This is a genomic window from Desulfobulbus propionicus DSM 2032 (assembly GCF_000186885.1).
GTDB lineage: Bacteria > Desulfobacterota > Desulfobulbia > Desulfobulbales > Desulfobulbaceae > Desulfobulbus > Desulfobulbus propionicus.
In genome coordinates, this window is sequence record NC_014972.1 from 2,004,758 (window position 1) to 2,028,484 (window position 23,727).

The window sequence follows — 23,727 nt, forward strand, 5'->3', positions numbered from 1 at the left end:
GCCCAGGGTACGGCCCGCGCAGGCAGGGTGTCGAGCCTGCGGAACCATCCGATTGTTCCGGCGGCCAGCGGACGAACGCTGAAAACCGTTGGCCCCCAAGGCGTTTGGGCATTCCGGCAACCATCATCCCTCTGTAGTCCCGTTTTCCTTTCCCTTGTCGGAAGCCCCAGCGGGCCACCACGTGGCCATTGTCACGGCATCGGTCGACCACCGGTGGCGGATCGAACCGGCCGATCAGGGGAGGAAGAGCATCCATGCACACGCCAGACCAGCAGCAGAGCGATTGCTTGCGCCAATCGGAAGAACAGTACCGGGCCCTGTTTGAATCCATGCAGGAAGGGGTGATCTATTTCAGCGGTCCTCGGGAAATCGAGCGCATGAATTCGGCGGCCCATCACATCCTGGGACGCTCCCTGGCCGAAGTCCGGCAACGGTACGCCAAGGCGGCCCTGTTGACCCTGGTCGACGAACATGGCTTGCGTCTCAATCCGCAGACCGATTCGATCGCCCGCTGTTTCGCCACCGGCCAGGCGGAAACCGGTGCCCTGTTCACCACCTTTAATCCGCAATCGGGACGGGACCTGTGGCTCGTTGCCAATGTGACCCCCCAATTCAAGGAATACGGCGTCACCCCCTATCAGGTAATCGTCACCTTCAACGACATCACCGACCAGATGCGCACCCGCCACGGCAGGCGGTTCCGCCTGTGGCTGCTGGAAAACAGCCATCGCTGGACCATGGCCGAACTGCTGCGCCAGACCCTGGACAAGATTGGTGAACATACCGGCAGCCCGATCGGGTTCTATCACTTTGTCGACGAGGCGCAAGGAACGCTGTCCCTGCAGATGTGGTCCTCGGCCACCCAGGAGCGCTTCTGCCGGATCGGCGGCAAGAGCGGCGCCACCTATGCCTTCGATAAGGCCGGGGTGTGGTTGGACGCCCTCCGCCAGCGGACCACGGTCGTGCACAACGACTATGCCTCGCTGCCCCAAAGAAAGGGGATGCCCGAGGGGCATGCCACGGTCGTGCGCGAATTGGTCACCCCGATCGTGCGCGACGGGACCATTGTCGCCATTCTCGGGGTCGGCAACAAGGAACGGGACTACACCGAGGAAGACGCGGCGCTGGTGCAGCATTTCGCCGATCTTTCCTGGGATCTGGTGGAGCGCAAACGGGTGGAGGAAGAGCGGCGGGAATCCCGGCGCAAGCTCAACTCGCTGATCAGCAACCTGCCCGGCATGGCCTTCAGCGTCGAGGACAACGAGCAGCGCACCTTCCATTTTGTCAGCGACGGCTGCCTGGAGCTCACCGGCTATTCAGCCAGGGAACTGATGTCGCCGGCCATGGGGTCGCTCGCCGCCCTGATCCATCCGCACGACCGGGCAAGGGTGGTGGCGGCGGCGCGGCAGGCCCTGGCGGAAAACCGTTTTCACGAAGTCGAGTATCGGCTGTGCCTGGCCGACGGCCGGGAGCGGATTGTCCTGGAACGGGGGTCGGGCGTCACCGGCCGCAGTGCCGACACCCCTCTGATCGAGGGGTTTGTTACCGACATCACCGAACAAAAAAACGCGGCCGAACGAATCGCCGACTCACACCGGCAGCTGTTGACCATCCTCGACAGCATCGAGGCCCAGATCTTTGTCGCCGACATGGAGACCCACGAGGTGCTGTTCGTCAACCGCAAGATGAAGGACCTGTTTGGCGACCATGCCCTGGGCCAACTCTGTTACCGGGTCTTTCAGAATCAGGAACGGCCGTGCGGCTTCTGCACCAACAACCAACTGCTCGACGAACGGGGCGAGCCGGGACCGGTGCGTCAATGGGAACGCTTCAATCCGGTCACCGGCCGCTGGTATGTCCATTATGACCGCGCGGTTCGCTGGCTGGGCGGCAAGATCGTGCGCATGCAGGTCGCCTTTGACAACACCGACCGCAAGGAATCGGAACTCAAACTGCGCCAGATGCAGAAAATGGAGGCCATCGGTCTGTTGGCCGGTGGCGTGGCCCACGATTTCAACAATATCCTGTCGGTGATCCTCGGTTACGCCACCATGGCCCTGGACGAACTGGGCAGCAGCTCCTCGCGGGTCAAGCGCGACGTGCTCCAGATCCAGAAAGCCGGGCTGCGGGCGCGCGACCTCGTCAAGCAGATCCTTTCCTTCTGTCACCAGTCCGAAGAGCATTTTCAACCCTTGAAACCGCACCTGATCGTCAAGGAAGTGGTCAAGATGCTGCGGTCCTCGTTTCCCTCGACCATTGCCATCACCTCTCGGATCGCGGTGCTCGACGCCCTGGTGCTGGCTGATCCTTCACAGATTCACCAGGTGCTGATGAATCTGTGCACCAATGCCCTGCACGCGATGAAGGGGAGCGGCGAACTGCTGATCGAACTGGAACAGACGGACCTCCACCAGAAACGGCGGCGGGAATTGCAGGATCTGCCCAGCGGCCCCTATCTGCGGCTCAGCGTCAAGGATAGCGGCACCGGCATTCCACCGGAGATCGTGGACAAGATTTTCGATCCTTTTTTCACCACCAAGAAGGAAGGGGAGGGTACTGGCCTGGGGCTGGCGGTGGTCCTGGGCATTGTCAAGGCCCACAAAGGAGCGGTGACCGTGGACAGCAAACCGGAGCAGGGCACCACGTTTTCCGTGTACCTTCCCGTCTTTCAGCAGCAGACAGCGGAAGAAACCGCCGAAGAGCTGGAGGAGTTGCCTCGCGGCGAGGAGACGATCCTGATCGTTGACGATGAACCGGCCGTGGCCATGGCCATGGCCCGGATGCTCAACACGCTGGGGTACAGCACCGAGGTGTTCACCGACAGCTCCAAGGCCTTCGAGGCCTACACCAGGGATCCAACGCTGTTCGACCTGGTGATCACCGACATGACCATGCCCCGGTTCACCGGCGTGGCCATCGCCCGGGCCATGCTCGCCCTGCGGCCGGACCAGCCGATCATCATCTGCACCGGCTATACCGAGGCCATCAACGAGGCCGGGGCCAAGGCCGAGGGCATTCGCGCCTTTCTCGTCAAACCGGTCTCCCTGGCCACCCTGGCCCAGGCGGTGCGCCGGGTCCTGAACCAGCGCGAAGGTTGAGCATTTACTGGAGGCTCAGCAGGTAGGTGCGCAGGTTGACGCCGTTTTTGCTCAGCCCCAACTTGCGTCGCAGTTTCTTGCGGTGAAAACTGACCGTGGCCACGGACACCCCGAGGACATCGGCTATTTCCTGACTGCTCTTACCCTGGCGGACCATGGTCGCCACCTCGATCTCCTGGGGGGTGAGGAGCAGATTGACGGTGGAGAGCCGGTTGAGAAAGGAGGAGACAATATCCCCCAGATGGTTGACGGCGATGTCCACCAGGGTGCGCTGCCGTGGAGACAGGGAGGTGTCGCCCAGTTTTTCCAGATAGGGCAGGGCCAGTTCGCGGATATTGGCCACGATCCGTTCCTCCAGCTGTTCGCGGTCACGGTCGCGATGTTCCAGCAGCACCTTGAGGGCGATGTTGGTCTCCTCCAGCTTTTCGGTCTTGTGCTGCAGTTCCTTTTCCTGCTGCCGCAGTTTTTCCTGGGCGAGCATGATCGGAGTGATGTTCTCGTGGGTAACGATCACTCGCTTGGCATGGTGGTCGCGGTAGGGCACGACCCGCAGGCTGAACCACCGTTTCTCGGTGGGCGAATGGCAGGGATACTGGGTGAGAAACTCCTCGATCTCGCCGGCGATCACCTGGCGGATGGCCCTGCCGATCAGCCGGCCGTCGCCCTCGTCGCCGCTGCCGGTGTCGCAGGTCATGAGGTAGTTGAGACCGACGCAGTCCACCGGGTCGCGCATGCCGTTGTGCCGGGCAAACTGCCGCCAGGCCCGATTGGTCTCGACGATGACGCCATTTTCATCCAGCACCGCCACATGGGCGGACAGCGAATCGACGATCACCCGATACATCTCTTCTCCTGCCATGGCCCTGTGCTCTCCTTGGTGTGCCCTTTAAAGTTCGCCGGTCATGCCGAACTCGATGGGCGTCTTGACGAAAAACACGTTCACCCCTTCCTCCTTGATCCGGGCGAACAACCGTTCGGCTTCCATCTCGCTGACCGCCATGGTCACCTGCAAGGGCTGGTCGGCGAGTTCGAAGAAATGGACGGACCGCAACCGCCGATCATGGCCGTATCCCTCGGCTGCGGGAATCAGGGTCGCCCCACCGATGCCGATGTCCCTCGCCTGTTCAACCAGCCATTTCGCCACGGGCAGGCCTTTGTGGCTGCGGTCCTGTTGGGTGAAAAATGTCAGTTGATAGCCATGCATAGATACCTCGTTAGGTTTGGTTACAGTCGTTTCACCAGCACCACCGTTGCCAGGCCGAGCAGGGTCATGGCGAGCGAGCCGAGCACATGGATCGAGATGGCGGCCATAGCCCACGCGACACGCCCTTCTTGCAACAGGGTGCTCACTTCCGCCGAAAAGGTGGAGAAGGTGGTGAGACCGCCCAGGAAACCGGTGATGATAAGCAGTCGCCATTCCGGGGACAGGTGGGGCAGAGAGGAAAAAACCGCCAGGGCCACGCCGATGAGGTAGCCGCCAAGCAGATTGGCGGCCAGGGTTCCGGGCGGAATCAACGGAAAAAGAGCGTTCAGCCAACGGCCCAGCAACCAGCGCAGCACCGCGCCGGCCGAAGCCCCGAGACTGATGGCAAGAATTGAGTTGAACATGGTGTGTCTGCTAAGGTTGAACGGCTCTGACAAAAAAACAAGACAGAAGAGGATTCCGCTTCCAATCACCATCCGAGCCATTGCTTGCCGCAGGGTTTCCAGCTGTCTTGACTGGATCGCTTCCGCGGGGGCGAGGAGTTGTGCTGGCCGTTTCACTATACCCGATATCCGAATCGCCTGGTTGCCTTTTGATCAAGAAAATCGAGGAGCAGCGATGTTCTTCTGGTCGCTTCCGTCGCCGTCTTCCCGTTCCTCATGGGCCGCCCGCGCATGCCTGGGGATTTTGGCCGTCCGTCCCATTTTCCCCTTGCGCAAACGAGGTTATTAATGGCATGGTGCCACATTATGCATATCTCGCACAAAACACACATCGTGTCCGAGGGGCCGGAGGTGGCTATTTTCGGCTGTGGCAATCTCCTCATGGGCGACGACGGATTCGGCCCAACGGTGATCGCCCGCCTGCGCCAGCTTGACCTGCCGCCATCGGTGCGCCTGTTCGATGTCGGCACCTCGATCCGCGAGCAGTTGCTCGATTACCTGATGCTGCCCCTGGCGCGTCCCAAGGTACTGATCGTGGTTGACGCCGAATTCGTGTCCGGACAGCCGCCCGGACAGGTGCGGCACTGCACGCCAAGGGAGCTGGAACGGCGCAAGGTGGCTGATTTTTCCCTGCACCAGTTTCCCACGGTCAATCTCCTGGCCGAACTGGAAGAGGAGAGCGGCATCGAGGTGCTGTTGCTGCTGGCCCAGGCGGCCTCCCTGCCTGACCACGTCGCTCCGGGACTGTCGCCTCCCATGCAGGCGGCCGTCGACACGGCCTGCGCGCGCCTGCTCGACCTTGTCGGCTTGCACACCGCTTGCCGACACCACAGTCCCGCAACCGTCCTGGAGGCCGCCGCGTCATGATCTATGAGGTCAAGGTCAATGATTTGGCCGAAGAGTTCGGGGTCCATCGCAACACTATTCGCAACTGGATCAATTCCGGCGTCCTGCCGGCCCAGGAAGGACCGGGCCGGCGTTACCTGATCCAGTGGGAAGATTACAAACGGCTGTGCGACAAGTACGGCCGCGAACCCCGCATCGCCCCCGATGCGGCAGCGGCCAGCGAACCGTCGCCCGCGCCGCGAACCAACGGCGCGGTACCGGTGCCGGTCCGCCTGGAGGCAAAAACCAACCCGCTCTACACCTCGCCGATTTTGGCCGATGTCTGCCTCACCTGCGGTTCCTGCGCCGGCGCCTGCCCGATCTCCGGCGTTGACGACCTCGATCCGCGCAAAATCATCCGCATGGCCTTCCTCGGCCTGGACGACGAACTGGTGGAAAGCGATTGGCCCTGGAAATGCACCATGTGCGGCAAGTGCGAGGTGGTCTGCCCGATGAACGTCGAGATCGTCCAGCTGCTGCGCCGCATTCGCGCCCGCCGTTCCCGCGACAAAGTGCCGCCAGCGATTCAAAAGGGGGTCATGACCTGCCTGGAGAAGGGCAACAACCTTGGCATTCCCAAGGACGATTTTCTGGCGTTGCTCAAGGAACTGGGCGAGGAACTCGCCGAGCGGTCATGCCCCGGCTTTGTCACCCCGGTGGATGTGCGCGGCGCGCGGTTGCTGGTGACCGTCAATTCCAAACAGCCCTTTGCCGAGCCCGACAGCCTTACCTGGTGGTGGAAGATCTTCCATGCCGCCGGCGAATCGTGGACCATCTCCTCCGAATATTGGGAGGGGGTCAACTGGGGGCTGCATTCCGGCGATTACAGCGCCATGCGCACCATTGTCAAGCGGATCATCGACAATATCGAACGGCTCAACTGCAAGGCCCTGCTCCTGCCCGAGTGCGGCCACGCCTACTACGCCACCCGCTACGCCCTGGAACGCTGGTTTCCCGAGTCGCTCCAGCAATTCAAAATCTACACCGTGTTTGACCTGCTGCTCGAATATCTCGACCAAGGCCGGATCACGCTCAATCCCAACATCCACACCCAGCTGGCGACCTTCCACGACTCCTGCAACTACGGCCGCAAGTCATTGAAAACCTTTGGCCACGGGTATTTCGACGAGGCCCGGACCCTGACCCGCGCTTGCTGTCCCAACTACATCGACATGATCCCCGACCGCGAGGAAAATTACTGCTGCGGGGCCGGCGGCGGCGCCTGGGCCAGCCCGTTCTGGGCCGAGCGGGTCTATCATGGCCGGATCAAGGCCCGGCAAATCAGCGAGTCCGGAGCCAAGGTGGTGGTCACCGCCTGCCAGAACTGCCGCGACCAGCTGCAGACCTCGCTCAACCGCGAATTCAATCTCAACATCGACGTCCAATTTGTGTGGGAACTGGTGGCCAATTCCCTGATCACCCAACCCTCGGATGTCGTGGAGGGCCGCCATGCCTGAGCAGACCATGATCGGTTCGGTGCTGGTGGTGGGCGGCGGCATCTCCGGGATGCAGGCGGCGCTCGACATGGCAGATTCGGGTTACTACGTCTACCTGGTGGAAAAGACCGGAGCCATTGGCGGGGCCATGCCTCAATACAACAAGGTCTTTCCCACCAACGACTGCTCGATGTGCATCATCGCGCCCAAGCTGGTCGAGTGCGGCCGCCACCCCAACATCCGTATCATGACCCTGTCGACCGTGCTCGATGTCAACGGCCGGGCCGGCAATTTCACCGTGCGGGTGCGCGAATATCCCCGCTACGTCGACACCGCCAAGTGCATCGCCTGCGGCCAGTGCAGCGGCAGCTGCCCGAAAAGCGTCGACGACTCCTTCAATGCCAACATCACCAAGCGCAAGGCGATCTACATCAAATACCCGCAGGCGGTGCCGCTCAAGTATCAGATCGATCCCCAGGCGTGCATCCATCTTAACAACGCGGAGAAATGCGGTCTCTGCGCCGAGATCTGCCCACCGGGAGCGATCAATTTCGCCGATCGCGAACGCGACCACGAGCTCCGGGTGGGCGCGGTGGTCATGGCGCTCGGCTTCCAGGTCTTTGATCCGTCCACGGCCAAGGTCTGGGGCTATGGGGTGTATCCCAACGTGATCACCTCGCTCCAGTTCGAGCGCTACCTGTCACCGGGCGGTCCCACCGAGGGCCTGCTCACCCGTCCCTCGGACCGCAAGCCAGTGAAGAAGATCGCCTTTCTCCAGTGCATCGGCAGCCGCGACAAGAACCGCTGCAACAACGAGTACTGCTCGGCGGTGTGCTGCATGTATGCGATCAAGGAGGCGATGACCGTCAAGGAGGCCAATCCCGAGCTTGAAGTGACCATTTTTTACATGGACATGCGCACCCCGGGCAAGGAGTTCGACCGCTACCTGGAACGGGCGCGCAACGAGTACGGGGTTCGTTTTGTCCGCTCCCGCATCCACGGGGTCGAACCCAAGGGGCGCAAGGGCGACCTGCGGCTGCATTACATCAGCGTTCAGGGCAAGCAGGTGGAAGAGGTGGTCGATCTGGTGGTGCTGTCGGTCGGCCTGGAAACCCCGGATTCGATGATCCGCCTGGCGGAAAAGATCGGCATTCACATGACGCCGGACCGCTTTGCCTCGATCTCGGCCTTCATGCCGGTACACACCTCCAAGCGGGGCGTGTTCACCTGCGGCGCCTTCAACGGCCCGCGCGACATTCCCCAATCGGTGATCGGCGGCTCGGCGGCGGCGGCCAGCGTCTCGGCCCTGCTGACTCCGGCGCGCCACACCCTGACTCGCACCCTGCCGCCGCCGATGGAACAGGATGTCAGCGGCGAGGCTCCTCGTATCGGCGTGTTCATCTGCCATTGCGGCACCAACATCGCCGGGGTGGTCGATGTCGAGGAGGTGGCCGCCTATGCTGCCTCCCTGCCGCAGGTGGTGCACGTGACGCGCAACCTGTTCACCTGTTCCCAGGACACCCAGGATCTGATGGTGCAACAGATCAGGGAAAAAGGCCTCAACCGGATCGTGGTCGCCGCCTGCACCCCCCGGACCCACGAACCGCTGTTCCGCAAGACCCTCAAGTCGGCCGGGATCAACGAATACCTGATCGAGATGGCCAACATCCGCAACCAAAACGCCTGGGTGCACAACCAGGAGCCGGACATGGCCACGGCCAAGGCCAAGGATCTGGTCCGCATGGCGGTGGCCAAGGTGACCAGCCAAACGGCCCGCAAGCCGCTGCGCATCCCCATCGCCCCGTCGGTGCTGATCATCGGCGGCGGCGTGGCCGGGATGACCGCGGCCCTCAACCTGGCCGACCAGGGATACCAGATCCATCTGGTGGAAAAAACCACCCAGCTGGGCGGCAATGCCCTGCACCTGTTTCAGACCTGGAACGGTGAGCATGTGCCCCGGTTTTTGAAGGAGCTGAAAGAGCGGGTGCAGCAGCATCCGCTGATCGAGGTGGCCTACACCAGCACGGTGCTGGCGGTCAGCGGCCATGTGGGCAACTTCACCACCACCATCCGCACCGGTTCCAGCCGTAAACGGACCATCGAGCACGGGGCGGTGATCATCACCACCGGTGCCAAACGCTACATTCCTGAGGAATTCGAATACGGCAAGATCCCCAAGGTGGTGGCCTCGATCGAGTTCGACAAACTGCACATGCACAATGAGACCCGGGTGGCGGGCGGCAAGTCCTTTGTGTTTATCCAGTGCGTCGGTTCACGCAATGAGGAGCGGCCCTACTGCTCCAAATCGTGCTGCACCCACTCGATCCAGAGCGCCATCAAGCTGAAAAAAGAAGTCCCCTCGCGCCAGATCTACATTCTCTACCGCGAGATCCGCACCTACGGCCAGCGCGAGCGGATCTACAACCAGGCCCGGGAGCTGGGCATCGTCTTCATCAACTACGAGCTACACGGCCCACCGCAGATCAAGAAGGCCGATAACGGCGTGCTGGTCGAGGTCTGGGACCATGTGCTCCACCGCCCCCTGGAGATCCGCGCCGATGTGGTCATCCTCGCGGCCGCCACCCTGGCCAGCCCGGAGGCCGCGGAACTGGCCAGCCTGTTCAAACTGCCGCTCAACAGCGACGGATTTTTCCAGGAGGCGCACGTCAAGCTGCGGCCGGTGGAGTTCAACGTCGACGGCGTGTTTGTCGCCGGTCTGGCCCACTATCCCAAGCCGCTGGAGGAGTCGATCTCCCAGGCCCTGGCGGCCGCCGCCAAGGCCGGCCGGCTGCTGGCCCGCAAGGAGATCAATCTGGAGCCCAATGTCGCCCTGGTGAATCCGATCCTCTGCGATGGCTGCGGCCTGTGCGTCGAGGTTTGCCCCTACCAGGCCATCACCCTGGCGGAATACCGCGATGAGAGCGGAGAACCGCGTAAAACCGTGCATATCGATCAGGTGTTGTGCAAAGGCTGCGGCATCTGCCAGGGCACCTGTCCCAAACGGGGCGTGGATGTGGCCGGCTTCACCTATGCACAGATCGAGGCACAGATCGACGCGGCCCTGGAAATAGCCGAACCGGCGGAGGAAGAGGCATGAGCGGGCAAGCCAAGATCATTGCCTTCTGTTGCAACTGGTGTTCCTATGCCGCGGCCGACCTGGCCGGCATCTCCCGATTGCAGTATCCGGGCTCGATCCGCATCATCCGCGTGATGTGCTCGGGCATGGTCCATCCGGAGATGGTCCTCCATGCTCTCAACCGGGGGGCCGAAGGGGTGATGATCATCGGCTGCCATCTGGGTGAATGCCACTATATCCGGGGCAACGAGATGGCCCTGGCCCGAGCCGAGGTGATTGCCGATACTCTTGAGGATTTGGGCTACGAGAGCGAACGGTTCCAGCTCACCTGGGTTTCCTCGGCGGAACCCGAACGGCTGGCCGACGCCTTCCGTTCCATGAGCGCCCGCCTCGCCGTTCTGCGAGGCGAGACGCCGGCCGAAACCGAGGCCGGCGAGTAGGGGAGTCATGCGGCCCCGGCTCAGTTTCGAATGGCTCCATGCCTGCTGCGGCTGCGAAATTGCCCTGCTCAACAGCGGCGAGTCGCTGCTGCGCCTGCTGGAGCGGGTGGAGATCGTTCATTTTCCCCTGCTGATGGACCACAAATACCACTCCAGGGGCGAGACCTTCGACCTGCCCGAGGCCGAGATCGGCGTGGTCTCCGGCGGGGTGGCCGACAGGGCGCAGCTGGCGATGCTGAAAACCATGCGTGCCCGCTGCCACACCTTGATTGGACTGGGCACCTGCGCCACCCACGGCGGTATTCCCGCCCTGCGCAACCAGTGGAGCGTCGAAACCACCTTGGACACGGTCTATGGACAGAGTGCGGGCGAACAAGGACTGGTGCCGGCTGCGCTCGCCGCCCCCTTGGATCGGGTCTACAGCGTGGACGAACAGGTGCGGCTCGACCTCTGCCTGCCCGGCTGTCCACCCCGGCCGGAAACGATCGTGGAGGCGATCGTCGCCCTGATTGACCACAACTCGCCGCGCCTGCCGCGCAAGAGCGTGTGCGAGACCTGCCCCGCCCAGCGGCAGGGCAAGGGGGCGGAACGGCTGCGCCGTTTTCTCGACAATGCCGATCATGGGGCGGATGAACCTGTCGAGCGAATGCGCTGCCTACTCGAACAGGGATTGCTGTGCATGGGACCGGTCACCGCCGGCGGCTGCGGCGGCCAGGAGGCGCCACTATGCATCCAGGCACGGGTGCCCTGCCGGGGCTGCTACGGTCCGGTGCGGACGGACGGCAACCCCCTGCTGGACATGCTGGGTGCCCTGGCGAGCAACGGTATCGAGTATCGCGGCCTGGTTGACCGCAAGTCGCTGCTGCGCTTCAGCGGCGCCCACGGCCTGCTCAAGCCGCAACGCCGGCCGAATCTCCACGACCAAGGAAAATAGGGCGACGCGTGCGCCTCACAGGGAGCGGTATGTCACAGGTCATCAGCATCCATCCGGTCACCCGCATCGAAGGCCATGCCCGGGTCGATATCCACCTCGACGAGGTGGGTCGGGTGCGCGACGCCCGGGTGGCCATCGCCGCCCTGCGCGGGTTCGAACAGTTCGTCATCGGTCGGCCGGCCGAGGAAATTCCCCGGATCGTCAGTCGAATTTGCGGCATCTGTCCGTGGATGCACCATCTGGCCGCGGTCAAGGCCGTGGATGGCTGCTTTGCCGCCTCGGTACCGCCCGCCGGTCACCTATTGCGCGAACTTTGCCAGATATTGGCGCATATCCACGACAAAATCCTTCATTTCTTTTTTCTCGCCGCCCCGGACTTCGTGCTTGGACCCGGGGGCGACTACGCCGTGCGCAACATCATGGGTCTGGTCAAACAGGAACCGGAACTGGCGGCACGGGTGGTGTGCATGCGCCAGCTGGCCACGGCCATGCTGGCCCGTTTCGCCGGCAAGGATATCCATCCGGTGGCCGGCGTGGTGGGTGGCTTCTCCAAACCGATGCGCAAGGAGGAACAAGCGGCGATGCGGGCCGATGGCCAGCACCTGCTCGATTTCGCCTCCTTTGCCCTCGATTTCGCCAAGACCAGGGTATTCGCCCGCTTTCAGGAGGAATTGCAGTCTCTGGGCACGATCACCACCGGTTTTCTTGGCACGGTCGATGACCAGGGCAGCCTGCGACTCTACGACGGCAATCTGCGGCTGATGCGGGCCGATGGCCGCAGTGTCGATTTCCCGGTCAGCGATTATGAGCGGTTTCTTGCCGAACATGTCGAATCCTGGTCCTCGGCCAAAATGGTCTATGCCAAGTGCTGGGGCGAGGGCTTTCGCCTCGACCCAAAGGCGCCCCAGGGGATTTACCGGGTCAATACCCTGGCCCGGCTCAATGTCTGCGACCAGATCGCCACCCCCCGTGCCCAAGCCGAGTTGGAGGCATTCCGTGAACGCTTCGGCCGCCCGGCCCAGGGAACCCTGCTCTATCACTGGGCGCGATTGATCGAACTGGTCCACGCCTGTGAACGGGCCTTGGAACTGCTGGCGGACGACCGGATCACCGCCCCCCAGGCGCGCCTGCCGGCGCAGCCCGCAGCGGGCAGGGGAATCGGCCATGTCGAGGCGCCGCGCGGCACCCTGATCCACGACTACACCACCGATGACAACGGCTGCATCACCCGGGCCAATCTCATTGTCGGCACCACCCACAACATCGCGCCGATGAACCTGAGCGTGCACCAGGCCGCAGCCCGCCTGATCGCCGACGGTGAGGTGGACGAGGAGATCCTCAACCGGATCGAGATGGCCATCCGGGCCTACGACCCGTGAATTTCCTGCGCCACGCACCGCCTGGATGGCGGGCTGCCACTGACTGTAACCCTGGTTGACCATCACGGCGCGCCGGTCCGTTTCCTGCGGCGCTAACAAATGACCATCCTCGCGGGCCGCATGGCCCGCCCTTGGTACCCTATGAACGAAAACATGGAAGAAAAGCATCGCAAAATCGTCCGGGTCGAGGCCCCCAACTGCGCCTGCGGCTGCGTCGGCCACATGACCGCCGACGAGCTCAAGCAACGAGCGGCCAATGACGACATGGACCTCTCCTGTCCGATCTGCGGCCTGATCCACCTCAGCCGCGAAGAGATCGACGACCTGGAGAAGCAGAAAGTGGTCAACTCGAAACGGTACCGGGAAATCCAGCGTCAAGCCGAATCCGTGGGATGACGACGCGGCGGTTGCCCACTATCCGGCACGCAGAGCAGGCTATGCCAGTTGGGCAAGATGTTCACAAAAGAAAAAAGATGGTGCAAAAGACTGCTTGCTGCTAGACTGCTTTTTGTGGTCGAAGCCGGCATTTGATCCATTCCCCGCAAGGGATCTTCCACCCGTTCACGAATCAGCATGTCCCAGGCCATCCAATCTTCCTCCCCTCTGACCGGCGCGTTGCGGATCTCTATCCACGGAATCGTGCAGGGGGTCGGTTTCCGCCCTTTTGTCTACCGATTGGCCCATCAGCTCGGCCTGGACGGATCGGTGGTCAACAACGGCGAAGGAGTGGCCATTCATGTGGGCGGACCGTTGCCGCTTCTCGAACAGTTTGTGCAATCCCTGCGGGAGCAGGCGCCGCCAATGGCCCGGATCGTGTCCCTTGACGCGCGGCCGACCGACCGCCCCCCCGCACCGGGCGCGTTTCGCATTCTGCCCAGCCAGCAGGGGGGCCGGCCGAACACCCAGATCGCGCCGGACATCGCGGTGTGCGACGATTGCCTGGCCGAGTTGTTCGACCCCGGCAACCGCAGGTTCCGCTATCCGTTCATCAACTGCACCAACTGCGGCCCACGGTTTTCCATTGTCGAGCGCATCCCCTACGACCGGCCCAACACCTCGATGCGCGTTTTTCCGCTGTGCGCCGACTGCGCCCGCGAATACACGGATCCGCTGGACCGTCGTTTTCATGCCCAGCCCAATGCCTGCCCGGTCTGCGGACCGCAGCTGAGCTGGCATGACCGCGAAGGACGCGGGCTGCCGGGGGACTGCCTCGCCTTGGCCGCCCGTGCCTTGGCCGAGGGCGGGGTGGTGGCCATCAAGGGGTTGGGCGGCTTTCATCTGGCCGTGGACGGTTGTTCGGAGGAGGCGGTGGCCCTGCTGCGGACCCGAAAGAACCGGCCCGCCAAACCGCTGGCGATCATGATCCGGGATCTGGAGACGGCCGAACGTTTTGCCTGGCTGTCCGAGCAAGACAAGGCTCTACTGACCTCGCCGGAACACCCGATTGTGCTCATGGACCGCAGGAGCGGCAGCCCGTTGGCCGAAGGGGTGGCTCCGGGACTGGGGGCGATCGGTCTGATGCTGCCCTACACGCCGCTGCACCACCTGCTGCTCGACCAGCCCGGAATACCCGAAGCCCTGGTGATGACCAGCGGCAACCGCAGCGACGAGCCGATCTGCACCGGCAACGACGAGGCCCTGCGCCGACTCCGTGACCTGGCCGACTTCTTTCTCCTCCATAACCGGGAGATCGTCACCCGGGTCGACGATTCGGTGGCCCGGATCATCGATGGCAGATCCCGGCTGCTGCGGCGGGCCCGCGGCTACTCGCCGGTGCCCCTGCAGCTGCGTCGACCCACCGCCGATATCCTGGCCTGCGGTGGCGAGATGAAGAACAGTTTCTGCATCGTCCGCCGCAACGAGGCCTATCTCAGCCAGCACATCGGCGAGCTAACTGGAGTGGAACAGTACGATTTTTTTCAGGAAAGCATCGCCCATCTGCAGGCGGTGCTGGAGGTGACGCCGCCCAACGTGGCCTGCGATCTCCATCCCGACTACCTGAGTTCCCGCTATGCCCACGGTCTGGCCATGCCCTGCCGGGAGGTGCAGCACCACCATGCCCATATCGGCGCGGTCCTGGCCGAGCAGGGACTCGATGGACCGGTGCTGGGCATCGTCCTTGACGGCACCGGCTACGGCGGCGACGGTACCGTGTTTGGCGGCGAGCTCTTCCGGGCCGACCGCGGCGGATTCCTCCGCCTCGGCCGTCTATCCCATCTGCCGCTCCCCGGCGGCGACCGGGCGGCGCTGGAGCCTTGGCGCATGGCCCTGGCCTTGCTCTATGCGGGTTCGCCCGCGCCCTCGCTCGATCAGCGCCAACTGCCGGCGAGCCTCGCTCCCATCGCCGTGGACAAGCAGCGACTGCTCTGGCAAATGATGGCCAAGGGGCTGAACTGCCCGCGCACGTCCAGTTGCGGGCGATTGTTCGACGCGGTTGCCGCGCTGCTCGGGCTTTGTCTGGTCAGTCAGTATGAGGGACAGGCGGCGATGCTGCTCGAACACCACGCCACCTTGGCGACAACGACCACGACGGAACCCGCCTATGCGGTGACCATCTACGAGGAGGGGAGGGAACAGGTCATCGATTCGGCGCCGCTGGCCGGCTTGCTGCTTCGCGATCTGGCCGACTCGGTGCCGACAGCGGTGATCGCCCGTCGTTTCCATCTCTGGTTGGTCGAGGCCCTGATCGAACTGATGCGGCGCGTCCACTCGCAAACCGGCCTCGACCAAGTGGTGCTTGCCGGCGGCTGCATGCAAAATAAACTCTTGTTTGAAACCCTGGCCGAACGGTTGCGCGAAGCCGCCTTTTCGGTCCATGCCGGCGAACTGGCGCCGATGAACGACGGCGGCCTTTCCCTGGGTCAGGCCTATCTAGGAGGTTCTCTATGTGTCTAGCCATTCCCATGCAGGTGGTGGCCATTCAAGGCGGCAGCGACGAGCTGCTCGATCCCCAGGTCGCCCTGGTGGAAAGCGACGGTATCCGCAAGGAGATCCGGCTGGAGATGGCCGACCGGGTGCCGGCGGTGGGCGAATACGTGATCATCCATGCCGGTTTCGCCATCCGCACCCTGACTGAGGAGGAGGCGGAGTACAACCTTAGCCTGATGCGGCGGATGGCCGAGGTCCTGGAACAGGAGGGACGCCTGCCCGGAGCACCCGAATGAAGTGCGTGGACGCCTTTCGCAGCCGGGAGATCACCGCGCCGCTGGTGGAGGAAATTGCCCGCGTCTTGACCCGACCGGTGCGGATCATGGAAGTCTGCGGCACCCATACCATGTCGATCTTCCGCCATGGAATCCGCTCGCTGCTGCCCGAGGGGATCACCCTGCTTTCCGGCCCGGGGTGCCCGGTCTGCGTCACCCCGGCCGGCCATATCGATGCCTTCCTCGCCGCCGCCCGCTTGCCCCAGGTGACGATCGCCACCTTCGGCGATCTGATCCGGGTGCCGGGCAGCGAAGGATCTCTGGCCGAGGCCCGCGCCCAGGGGGCCAGAGTGGAGATCGTCTACTCGCCCATGGATGCGCTGACCCTGGCCCGGCAGCAGCCCGAGCGGACCGTGCTGTTCGCGGCCATCGGTTTTGAAACCACGGCCCCGACCATTGCCGCCACCATCCTCCAGGCCGAGCGGCTGGGCGTCGACAATTTCCTCATCATCACCGCCCTCAAGACCATGCCCCAGGCCCTGGAGGCGCTGCTGGCCGACCCGGAGCTGCGCATCGACGGCCTGCTCTGCCCGGGACACGTCAGTGCCATCATCGGCAGCGACGCCTACCAGCCGTTTGCCGAACGTCATCGCTTGGCCTGCGCGGTGACCGGGTTCGAACCCGCCGACATTCTGGCCGGCCTGCTCGGTCTGATCCGCCAGATCAGCGAGGAGCAGCCGCGGGTCGACAACTGCTACACCCGGGCGGTGAGCGCGGCTGGCAACATCAAGGCCCAGCGGTTGATCGACACGGTGTTCGAGCCGGTCGACAGCGAGTGGCGCGGCCTGGGCCCGATTCCCGGCAGCGGCCTGGCGCTGCGGGACGCCTACCAGCGGTTCGACGCCATAAAACGGCTGTCCCTGTGTGTGCCGCCGGCGCACGATCCCAAGGGCTGCCGCTGCGGCGAGATCCTCAAGGGTCGCCTGCTGCCGCCGCAGTGCTCCTTGTATGGCACGGCCTGCACCCCGCTGCGGCCAATTGGTCCCTGCATGGTATCCAACGAGGGCACCTGTGCCGCCTACTTTCGCTACAGCGGCCACAAGGGCCGCCAGGACGGGCAAACGACATCTTTTCGTTAACTCTGGATCAGGAGATTCATGAAAGCAGACGCCATTATCAGCCTTGACCACGGAAGCGGTGGCTTGGCCAGTCAGAACCTCATCAGCGGCCTGTTCCTCAAGTATCTGACCTCGCCGCAGCTGCGCGACCTGGAAGACTGCGCCGTGCTCGGCGAATACGCGGGCCGCATCGCTTTCTCCACCGACAGCTACGTGGTCGATCCGCTCTTCTTTCCCGGCGGCGATATCGGCGCCTTGGCGGTGCATGGGACCATCAACGACCTGGCCATGCGCGGCGCCCGGCCGATCGCCCTCAGCCTGGCCCTGATCATCGAGGAAGGCTTTCCGGTGACCGATTTGGAACGGATCATCGCCTCGGTGGGCCGCTGCTCGGAACAGGCCGGGGTGGCGGTGGTCACCGGCGACACCAAGGTGGTGCCGCGAGGCAAGGCGGATGGCCTGTTCATCAACACCACCGGCATCGGCATTGCCTCGCATCGCCACGATATTTCCGGCAAGAAAGGGTTGCCCGGCGACGCGGTCATCCTCTCCGGCACCCTGGCCGACCACGGCATCACCATCATGAGCCGCCAGGCCGGCATCGATATCGGCGGCGACATCGCCAGCGACACCCAGCCCCTGCACCGGCTGGTCGGCGCCGTGCTGGAAGGGGACGCGGGCCTGGTGCATGTGCTGCGCGACCCGACCCGGGGCGGCCTGGCCACCTCCCTGTGCGAGATTGCCTGGGCCTCAGGAGTCAGCATCACCATCGAGGAAGACCGGCTGCCGATCCGGCCCGCGGTCAACACCGCCTGTGAGATGATCGGCCTGGACCCCCTCTACCTGGCCAACGAGGGCAAATGCATCATCCTCTGCGACCAGGACGGTGCCGAGGACATTCTCCAGTTGATCCGCCGCCTGCCCGAGGGCCGGGATGCCGCCCTGATCGGCTGGGTGGGCGAGGGCAGTTCCGGCCGGGTCAGCCTGACCACCCGCATCGGCGGCTCGCGCTTGCTCGAACCGCTGACCGGTCAACCGTTGCCGAGGATCTGCTGATGGTCATCAAATTTTTCCAAGGAGATTGAACCCGATGCATGAACTGTCACTGGCCCAGAGCCTGCTCGGCCAGCTGCTCGACCTGGCCCGGGAGCATGGGGCCCAGCGGATTACCCGGGTATCGGTCACCATCGGTCCCTTTTCCGGGATTGTCCGCGATTCCTTCGAATTTGGCTTCAATACCCTCAAGCTCTCCCAGGAGCTGACCCGCGAGGCCCACCTGGCGGTGGAAACGCCGGATCCGGTCTATCAGTGTCTGGACTGCGGCAAGGTGTCGGTCATTCCCTTTGCCCTGCCCGGCGACCGGCTGGAATCGCTGCTGTCCAGCCACTATCCCAAGAAATGCCCCTGGTGCTGCCTGTCGCGGCTTTCCCCCAAAGGCGGGACCGAACTCATCCTCAACCAAGTAGAAATGGAGTAAGCTCATGTGTGATACCTGCGGCTGTCAACTGCACGACCATCACCACCACGACAGCAAGGTGGTCGAGGTCAACCGGAGTCTGCTGGAAGCCAATCAGCAGCAGGCCCATGCCAACCGGCACCATATCGAAGCCATGGGCGCGGTGGCCATCAACCTGATCTCCAGCCCCGGTTCGGGCAAGACTACCCTGCTGGAGCGGACCATCGAGACCCTCAAGGGAACCGTCAATATCGGGGTGATCGAGGGCGACATCGAAACCGAACGCGACGCCGACCGTATCCGCGCCAAGGGTGTGCCAGCGGTGCAGCTGACCACCGGCGGCGCCTGTCACCTGGACGCGCCCATGGTCCATGGCGGCCTCCATGTGCTCGAACACTTTGGCAAGGGACAGAAATTCGATCTGATCTTCATCGAAAACGTTGGCAACCTGGTCTGCCCTGCCACCTTTGACCTGGGCGAACACCAACGGGTGATCCTCTTGTCGGTGCCGGAAGGATCGGACAAGCCGGCCAAGTATCCGGCCACCTTCCGCAGCGCCGACCTGGTGCTGATCACCAAGACCGACCTGCTGCCCCACTTTGATTTCTCGCTCGACGAGGCCACCCGTGAGGCCCAGACCCTCAAACCAGGAGTGCCGATCCTGCCCCTTTCGGCCACCAGCGGCGACGGGTTTGATCGCTGGATCGACTATCTTACCCGGTTGCTGCACAAGTAACCCACAGCGGCCTTCCTTCTCCCTCCCTTCCCCGCACCATCGGCCGCACCCGGCCGATGGTGCGCGCGGATTTCCCCCTTCCCATCCGCAAATTGATAACGCAAGATTTCACTAAAGTGCAAACTTGTATTATCATGTGAAAACCTCAAGAAGCAGCACGACGCAACGATCGTTGCTTCAATATACTGTTATTCCGATTTTTTTCTTTCACCCTCGGCTGGCACGGCGTTTGATATTCGTCAGTCGAAAGGAAAGAGGCAGGGACTCCAGGAGGTTTCGACGACGCCATCCGGACGGTCACGCGGCCGGGTGTCTTTTGCTGCTCCCCATTGTCCGTCCTGGTTGTCGACGTGACCGCCGACCCGGCAAACCAAAGACCCCATGCAGCTTCCCAAACCACAACGCATACAAACAAAATTCATCACCGGTCTGATGCTGGCCGCCATGCTCCTCGGGGTCGCCTCCTCGGCCGGGTTTTATCTCCATCTGCGCAACGTGCTGGAGGAGGAGGTGCGGGACAAGGCCCGGCTGATCCTCATGCATGTGGATTCGATCCAACACTATGTACGCGATGTGCTCCGGCCGACCATGTACGAGCGGCTGCCCGAGGCCTTTGTCATCCAGGCCATGTCGTCGTCCTATATTTCACGCAAGATCATGGCCCCGATCAATGCGCTTCACGAAGGAGCCATCTTCCGCCGGGTGGCCATCGATGCCCGCAATCCAGAGTACGAGGCCAACGACCACGAGCGCGAATTGATCCGCGCCTTTCGCGACAACGCCGAGCTCAAGCTGTGGCAGGGATATCGGGTGCTCAACGACGAGAAATACTTTCTCCTGGTCCGACCGGTGCGCTTTGAGCAGGAGTGCATGTATTGCCACGGCGATCCCCAGGACGCGCCCGCCGACCTGCTCAAACTCTACGGCCAGCGCGGGTTCGGCAAACGCCAGGGGGATATTGCCGGCGTGGACTTTGTCGGTATTTCGGTCCACGGCAGCGTCGGCCGGGTGGAACGGACCATTTTCACCTATTTCGCCTTGTTCGCCCTGGTGGTGTTGCTGGTCTTTTTCGCCGCCAATGTGCTGTTCAAGGTGCTGGTGGTCAACAACCTCAAACGGCTCAACGCGGTATTCCGCCGCAACGTTACCGACGATGCGGGGTCGGCCCTGCTGCACCAGCTGGAACAGGGCGACGAGATCGACGAACTGGTCGATGGCATGGAGCAGATGAGCGAGCACCTGTTCGAGGCCAGGAGCCAGCTTCAGGATTACGCCGAAAACCTGCGCCGCATGGTCGACGAGCGCACCGACGCCCTCAGCTCCGAAGTGGAGGCGCGGCGGGCGGATGTGCGCCTCTTCGTCCGCCTGCTCGAGGACATGTACAAGAGCCGTTCGCGCGCCCAGCTGTGGCGGATGGCCCTGCCGCAGATCTGCTGCCGTTTCGCGGCCGAACGCATCGCCTATGTGTGCACCATGGGTTCGCAGAGCTCCTTTGTCTGGCCGGAGCAGGCCGCCATGCCCGAACTGCCGGACAATTTCGTCGAGGTTCTGACCGGCAGCGCCTGCGTGGCCGTGGACAATCGTCTGTTCGTGCCGGTGGAATCGAGCACCGGCAACGCCGAAGGGCTGTTGATCCTCCTGTGGCCGACCGAGGCCGAGGCCGCCCGCCATGACCGGGATGTGCTGCTCGCCCTGGGCAGGCAACTGGGCATCGCCGCCGAGAACCTGACCGCCATAGACAGCCTGTTTCGGCAGATGAATGTCCTGGAAACCATTGTCGAGGGCATCTCCGATCCCCTGGTGCTGATGGACGGCTGTTGCACCGTGCTCACCGCCAACCAGGCGGCCAGGACCCTGGCCTCGGAACTCACCGGGGGCGCACGCAGCGACGGCAACATCCTGGCCCTGTTTTTCGACCTGCATGCCGCAGATTGTCCCATGCGCGAGGTTCTCTCCCGTGGCGCCTCGGATCTGCGCGAGGTCAGCCTGCCGGGCGGGCGCTCCTTTGCCCTGGCTCTCTATCCGGTGGGCGGCCGCGACGGCATCGCCGATCAGGTGGTGGTTTATTTGCGGGAGACGACCATGGAGAAACGGATGCGGATGCAGGTCTGGCAGTCGGAGCGCATGGCCACGGTCGGCAAGCTGACCGCTGGCCTGGCCCATGAAATCAACAATCCCCTGGGGGTCATTCTCTGCTATGCCGGCCTGTTGCGGCAGTCGATCACCGACCCGCAGCAGATCACCGACCTGGAAATCATCGAGCGCCACACCCGCCAGGCCCAACGGGTGTTGCGCGATCTGCTCGATTTCGCCCGGCCCAAGGCCGCGGGCTCGGGCACGGCCGATGCCTGCGGGGTCGCTGCCGCCATGATCGAGGTGTTCTCGGTGCAGGCGACCAAAAAAGGGGTGGTCCTGACCTTGGATCGCCCGCCGGAGCGGCTCGTGGTGCGCATGGGAGTCGGCGAGCTGGAGCAGGTGCTCAGCAACCTGATGATCAACGCGCTGGATGCGGTTGATCAGCACACGGGCCTTGTCCGGGCACGGGTTGCCGTCGTCGATGACGACATGGCGATCCTCGAGGTCGAAGATAATGGGCCTGGGGTAAGCGCGGACGATGCGGCCCATATCTTTGATCCCTTCTACTCCACCAAGGAGATCGGCGCCGGCACCGGCCTGGGGCTGACCGTGGTCTACGGCATGGTCACCGATGTCGGCGGCACGGTGGAGGTGGACCGTTCGCCCGATCTGGGCGGAGCGCGGTTCAGGGTCACCCTGCCCAGAGGTGGGGAGCAGGGCGGGGAACAACAACTCGGGTTGGGGGGCACATCGTGATGAACAACCGGTCCGCGACATCTCCAACCAACCGGGACAGCTTGGTTGACATCGTCATCGTCGACGATGAGCAGGATTTTGCCCGTGGCCTGGCCCGCCTGGTATCCGGACGTTTTCCCGAGGCGCGGGTGGAAGCGGCCCTGAGCGGTGCGGAGGCTTTGCGCCTGCTTGCCGCGCGCAAGGTGCAGCTGATGATCACCGACCTGCGCATGCCGGAGATGAACGGCATGCAGTTGCTCACCGAGGCCCTCAAGCTCGATCCGGATCTGAGCATGGTAGTGCTTAGCGCCTACGGCACCATCGAGACCGCGGTCGAGGCACTGCACGCCGGCGCCTACGATTTTCTCACCAAACCCATCGAACCGGAGCAACTGTTCCGGGTGGTGGCCAAGGGGCTGGAACGCAGCCGGCTGCTGACGGAAAACAATCGGCTGCGTCAGATCCTCTCGCAACAGGATTCCCAGGGAGAACTGGTGGGCGAGGGACCAGCCATGCGCACGTTGCGCCAGGCCATCGGCGCGGTCGCCCAGTCCGACTACACGGTGCTGATCCGGGGAGAGTCGGGCACGGGCAAGGAACTGGCCGCCCGCCTGATCCACCGCCTGGGAGGACGGGCCGACAATCCCTTTCTCGTGGTCAACTGCCCGGCGATCCCGGAAAACCTGTTGGAAAGCGAGCTGTTCGGGCATGTCAGGGGGGCCTTCACCGGTGCCGACAAGGCGCACCAGGGGTTGTTCGCCGCCGCCCACACCGGTACCCTCCACCTGGATGAGATCGGCGACATCAGCCCTGCGGTCCAGACCAAACTGCTGCGTTTCCTTCAGAACGGCGAGATCCGGCCGGTCGGTTCCAACGAATCCCAATCGGTCGATGTCCGGGTGATCGCCTCCACCAACCGCGATCTTGAAGCCAGCCTGCGCGACAACGCCTTCCGCGAGGATCTCTACTATCGTCTCAATGTCCTCACCCTGACCCTGCCGGCCCTGCGCGAGCGCCCCGAGGACATTCCCCTCCTCGCCGGCCATTTTCTCCGCCGCTCCTGCGAGGAGATGGGGCTGGCCGGCAAGGAGATGGACGCGGAAGTCCTGCAATGGCTGACCGCGCGCCCCTGGCCGGGCAACGTGCGCGAACTGCAGAGTTTCATCCGCCGGTTGGCGGTGTTCTGTACCGGCGAACGGCTGGACATGGCCCTGGTGCGGCGCGTCCTGGAAGGCAGCGGCCAAACCGACCGGCCTCATCGGCCCGTCCACGGCCGGCCGACCAGGCCAATGGCCTACAAGGAGGCCAAGGCCGAGGTGGTGCATGCCTTCACCCAGGACTACGTCAGGAATCTGTTGACCCTGACGCGCGGCAATGTGTCCGAGGCGGCACGGATCTCGGGCCTGTCGCGGGTGGCCTTGCAAAAGATCCTGGCGCGGATGGGCGAACAGGCCGCCACCTTCCGCTCCCAGAAGGGCGCGCCCTAGGATGCGCTCCGGAGCAGGTGTTGCGGAGCGGGAAGAGCAACGTTGGCTGCATTCGTGAAAACCAGCCTCGGCTTGCACGAA

At 63.5% G+C, this 23,727-nt stretch carries 19 protein-coding genes; 16 read left to right on the forward strand and 3 right to left on the reverse strand.

Going from position 1 to position 23,727, the window contains the following annotated elements:
- Positions 1 to 254: 254 nt before the first annotated feature.
- Positions 255 to 3,098, forward strand: a complete 2,844-nt coding sequence (locus DESPR_RS17255; protein WP_015724426.1) for a PAS domain S-box protein — start codon at positions 255 to 257, stop codon at positions 3,096 to 3,098.
- Between the two features lie 4 nt (positions 3,099 to 3,102).
- Here the strand turns inward: DESPR_RS17255 and DESPR_RS08665 are convergent, their stop codons facing one another.
- Genes DESPR_RS08665 through crcB form a run of 3 tightly spaced genes read right to left on the reverse strand, consistent with a single transcriptional unit; the run spans position 3,103 to position 4,706 of the window.
- Positions 3,103 to 3,957, reverse strand: a complete 855-nt coding sequence (locus DESPR_RS08665) for a helix-turn-helix transcriptional regulator (protein ID WP_015724427.1) — start codon at positions 3,955 to 3,957, stop codon at positions 3,103 to 3,105.
- A 27-nt stretch (positions 3,958 to 3,984) separates the two neighbouring features.
- Complete coding sequence (locus tag DESPR_RS08670) at positions 3,985 to 4,302, reverse strand: DUF190 domain-containing protein (protein WP_015724428.1); 318 nt, start codon at positions 4,300 to 4,302, stop codon at positions 3,985 to 3,987.
- A 20-nt stretch (positions 4,303 to 4,322) separates the two neighbouring features.
- On the reverse strand, positions 4,323 to 4,706 hold the full coding sequence (gene crcB, locus DESPR_RS08675; protein WP_015724429.1) for a fluoride efflux transporter CrcB: 384 nt from the start codon (positions 4,704 to 4,706) through the stop codon (positions 4,323 to 4,325).
- A 345-nt stretch (positions 4,707 to 5,051) separates the two neighbouring features.
- Here crcB and DESPR_RS08680 point away from each other — a divergent pair, with 345 nt between their 5' ends.
- The 15 genes from DESPR_RS08680 (at position 5,052) to DESPR_RS08750 (ending at position 23,646) form a co-directional block, all read left to right on the forward strand.
- Positions 5,052 to 5,612, forward strand: a complete 561-nt coding sequence (locus tag DESPR_RS08680) for a hydrogenase maturation protease (protein WP_043769896.1) — start codon at positions 5,052 to 5,054, stop codon at positions 5,610 to 5,612.
- Positions 5,612 to 7,087: a 4Fe-4S dicluster domain-containing protein gene (locus DESPR_RS08685; RefSeq protein WP_277676825.1), complete on the forward strand. Its 1,476-nt coding sequence runs from the start codon at positions 5,612 to 5,614 to the stop codon at positions 7,085 to 7,087. Before DESPR_RS08680 ends, DESPR_RS08685 begins: the two co-directional genes overlap by 1 nt.
- Positions 7,080 to 10,163 (forward strand): FAD-dependent oxidoreductase, encoded by a 3,084-nt coding sequence (locus DESPR_RS08690; protein WP_015724432.1) that lies wholly within the window; start codon positions 7,080 to 7,082, stop codon positions 10,161 to 10,163. The genes DESPR_RS08685 and DESPR_RS08690 overlap by 8 nt, the downstream gene beginning before the upstream one ends.
- Positions 10,160 to 10,582 carry a hydrogenase iron-sulfur subunit gene (locus tag DESPR_RS08695; RefSeq protein ID WP_015724433.1) on the forward strand — a complete coding sequence of 141 codons (423 nt, stop codon included), beginning with the start codon at positions 10,160 to 10,162 and terminating at the stop codon, positions 10,580 to 10,582. The genes DESPR_RS08690 and DESPR_RS08695 overlap by 4 nt, the downstream gene beginning before the upstream one ends.
- A 7-nt stretch (positions 10,583 to 10,589) precedes the next feature.
- A complete protein-coding gene (locus DESPR_RS08700; RefSeq protein ID WP_015724434.1) occupies positions 10,590 to 11,516 on the forward strand; it encodes an NADH-quinone oxidoreductase subunit B family protein in 927 nt (308 codons plus the stop codon).
- Between the two features lie 29 nt (positions 11,517 to 11,545).
- The gene (locus tag DESPR_RS08705; RefSeq protein ID WP_015724435.1) at positions 11,546 to 12,895 is read left to right on the forward strand and encodes a Ni/Fe hydrogenase subunit alpha; all 1,350 of its coding nucleotides are present in this window, start codon (positions 11,546 to 11,548) and stop codon (positions 12,893 to 12,895) included.
- A gap of 99 nt (positions 12,896 to 12,994) precedes the next feature.
- Complete coding sequence (locus tag DESPR_RS08710) at positions 12,995 to 13,291, forward strand: hypothetical protein (protein WP_015724436.1); 297 nt, start codon at positions 12,995 to 12,997, stop codon at positions 13,289 to 13,291.
- A gap of 177 nt (positions 13,292 to 13,468) precedes the next feature.
- Positions 13,469 to 15,790 carry a carbamoyltransferase HypF gene (hypF, locus tag DESPR_RS08715; RefSeq protein ID WP_015724437.1) on the forward strand — a complete coding sequence of 774 codons (2,322 nt, stop codon included), beginning with the start codon at positions 13,469 to 13,471 and terminating at the stop codon, positions 15,788 to 15,790.
- The gene (locus tag DESPR_RS08720; protein WP_015724438.1) at positions 15,781 to 16,059 is read left to right on the forward strand and encodes a HypC/HybG/HupF family hydrogenase formation chaperone; all 279 of its coding nucleotides are present in this window, start codon (positions 15,781 to 15,783) and stop codon (positions 16,057 to 16,059) included. Before hypF ends, DESPR_RS08720 begins: the two co-directional genes overlap by 10 nt.
- Positions 16,056 to 17,177, forward strand: a complete 1,122-nt coding sequence (gene hypD / locus DESPR_RS08725; RefSeq protein ID WP_015724439.1) for a hydrogenase formation protein HypD — start codon at positions 16,056 to 16,058, stop codon at positions 17,175 to 17,177. The genes DESPR_RS08720 and hypD overlap by 4 nt, the downstream gene beginning before the upstream one ends.
- Positions 17,178 to 17,195: 18 nt before the next feature.
- Positions 17,196 to 18,212, forward strand: a complete 1,017-nt coding sequence (gene hypE / locus DESPR_RS08730) for a hydrogenase expression/formation protein HypE (protein WP_015724440.1) — start codon at positions 17,196 to 17,198, stop codon at positions 18,210 to 18,212.
- Positions 18,213 to 18,246: 34 nt separating this feature from the next.
- The gene (locus tag DESPR_RS08735; protein WP_015724441.1) at positions 18,247 to 18,633 is read left to right on the forward strand and encodes a hydrogenase maturation nickel metallochaperone HypA/HybF; all 387 of its coding nucleotides are present in this window, start codon (positions 18,247 to 18,249) and stop codon (positions 18,631 to 18,633) included.
- A 4-nt stretch (positions 18,634 to 18,637) separates the two neighbouring features.
- The gene (gene hypB / locus DESPR_RS08740; RefSeq protein ID WP_015724442.1) at positions 18,638 to 19,348 is read left to right on the forward strand and encodes a hydrogenase nickel incorporation protein HypB; all 711 of its coding nucleotides are present in this window, start codon (positions 18,638 to 18,640) and stop codon (positions 19,346 to 19,348) included.
- A 381-nt stretch (positions 19,349 to 19,729) separates the two neighbouring features.
- Positions 19,730 to 22,180, forward strand: a complete 2,451-nt coding sequence (locus DESPR_RS08745) for a c-type heme family protein (RefSeq protein ID WP_015724443.1) — start codon at positions 19,730 to 19,732, stop codon at positions 22,178 to 22,180.
- Positions 22,180 to 23,646 carry a sigma-54-dependent transcriptional regulator gene (locus DESPR_RS08750; protein ID WP_015724444.1) on the forward strand — a complete coding sequence of 489 codons (1,467 nt, stop codon included), beginning with the start codon at positions 22,180 to 22,182 and terminating at the stop codon, positions 23,644 to 23,646. The genes DESPR_RS08745 and DESPR_RS08750 overlap by 1 nt, the downstream gene beginning before the upstream one ends.
- Positions 23,647 to 23,727 lie beyond the last annotated feature (81 nt).

Excerpts from the sequence above, each read along its gene's own strand:
- crcB (WP_015724429.1), bottom strand. The coding sequence starts at position 4,706 with ATGTTCAACTCAATTCTTGCCATCAGTCTCGGGGCTTCGGCCGGCGCG.
- hypF (WP_015724437.1), top strand. The coding sequence starts at position 13,469 with ATGTCCCAGGCCATCCAATCTTCCTCCCCTCTGACCGGCGCGTTGCGG.
- hypB (WP_015724442.1), top strand. The coding sequence starts at position 18,638 with ATGTGTGATACCTGCGGCTGTCAACTGCACGACCATCACCACCACGAC.
- DESPR_RS08745 (WP_015724443.1), top strand. The coding sequence starts at position 19,730 with ATGCAGCTTCCCAAACCACAACGCATACAAACAAAATTCATCACCGGT.
- DESPR_RS08735 (WP_015724441.1), top strand. The coding sequence starts at position 18,247 with ATGCATGAACTGTCACTGGCCCAGAGCCTGCTCGGCCAGCTGCTCGAC.
- DESPR_RS08680 (WP_043769896.1), top strand. The coding sequence starts at position 5,052 with ATGCATATCTCGCACAAAACACACATCGTGTCCGAGGGGCCGGAGGTG.
- DESPR_RS08700 (WP_015724434.1), top strand. The coding sequence starts at position 10,590 with ATGCGGCCCCGGCTCAGTTTCGAATGGCTCCATGCCTGCTGCGGCTGC.
- DESPR_RS17255 (WP_015724426.1), top strand. The coding sequence starts at position 255 with ATGCACACGCCAGACCAGCAGCAGAGCGATTGCTTGCGCCAATCGGAA.
- DESPR_RS08710 (WP_015724436.1), top strand. The coding sequence starts at position 12,995 with ATGACCATCCTCGCGGGCCGCATGGCCCGCCCTTGGTACCCTATGAAC.
- DESPR_RS08695 (WP_015724433.1), top strand. The coding sequence starts at position 10,160 with ATGAGCGGGCAAGCCAAGATCATTGCCTTCTGTTGCAACTGGTGTTCC.
- hypD (WP_015724439.1), top strand. The coding sequence starts at position 16,056 with ATGAAGTGCGTGGACGCCTTTCGCAGCCGGGAGATCACCGCGCCGCTG.
- DESPR_RS08720 (WP_015724438.1), top strand. The coding sequence starts at position 15,781 with ATGTGTCTAGCCATTCCCATGCAGGTGGTGGCCATTCAAGGCGGCAGC.
- DESPR_RS08705 (WP_015724435.1), top strand. The coding sequence starts at position 11,546 with ATGTCACAGGTCATCAGCATCCATCCGGTCACCCGCATCGAAGGCCAT.
- DESPR_RS08670 (WP_015724428.1), bottom strand. The coding sequence starts at position 4,302 with ATGCATGGCTATCAACTGACATTTTTCACCCAACAGGACCGCAGCCAC.
- DESPR_RS08665 (WP_015724427.1), bottom strand. The coding sequence starts at position 3,957 with ATGGCAGGAGAAGAGATGTATCGGGTGATCGTCGATTCGCTGTCCGCC.
- DESPR_RS08750 (WP_015724444.1), top strand. The coding sequence starts at position 22,180 with ATGAACAACCGGTCCGCGACATCTCCAACCAACCGGGACAGCTTGGTT.
- hypE (WP_015724440.1), top strand. The coding sequence starts at position 17,196 with ATGAAAGCAGACGCCATTATCAGCCTTGACCACGGAAGCGGTGGCTTG.
- DESPR_RS08690 (WP_015724432.1), top strand. The coding sequence starts at position 7,080 with ATGCCTGAGCAGACCATGATCGGTTCGGTGCTGGTGGTGGGCGGCGGC.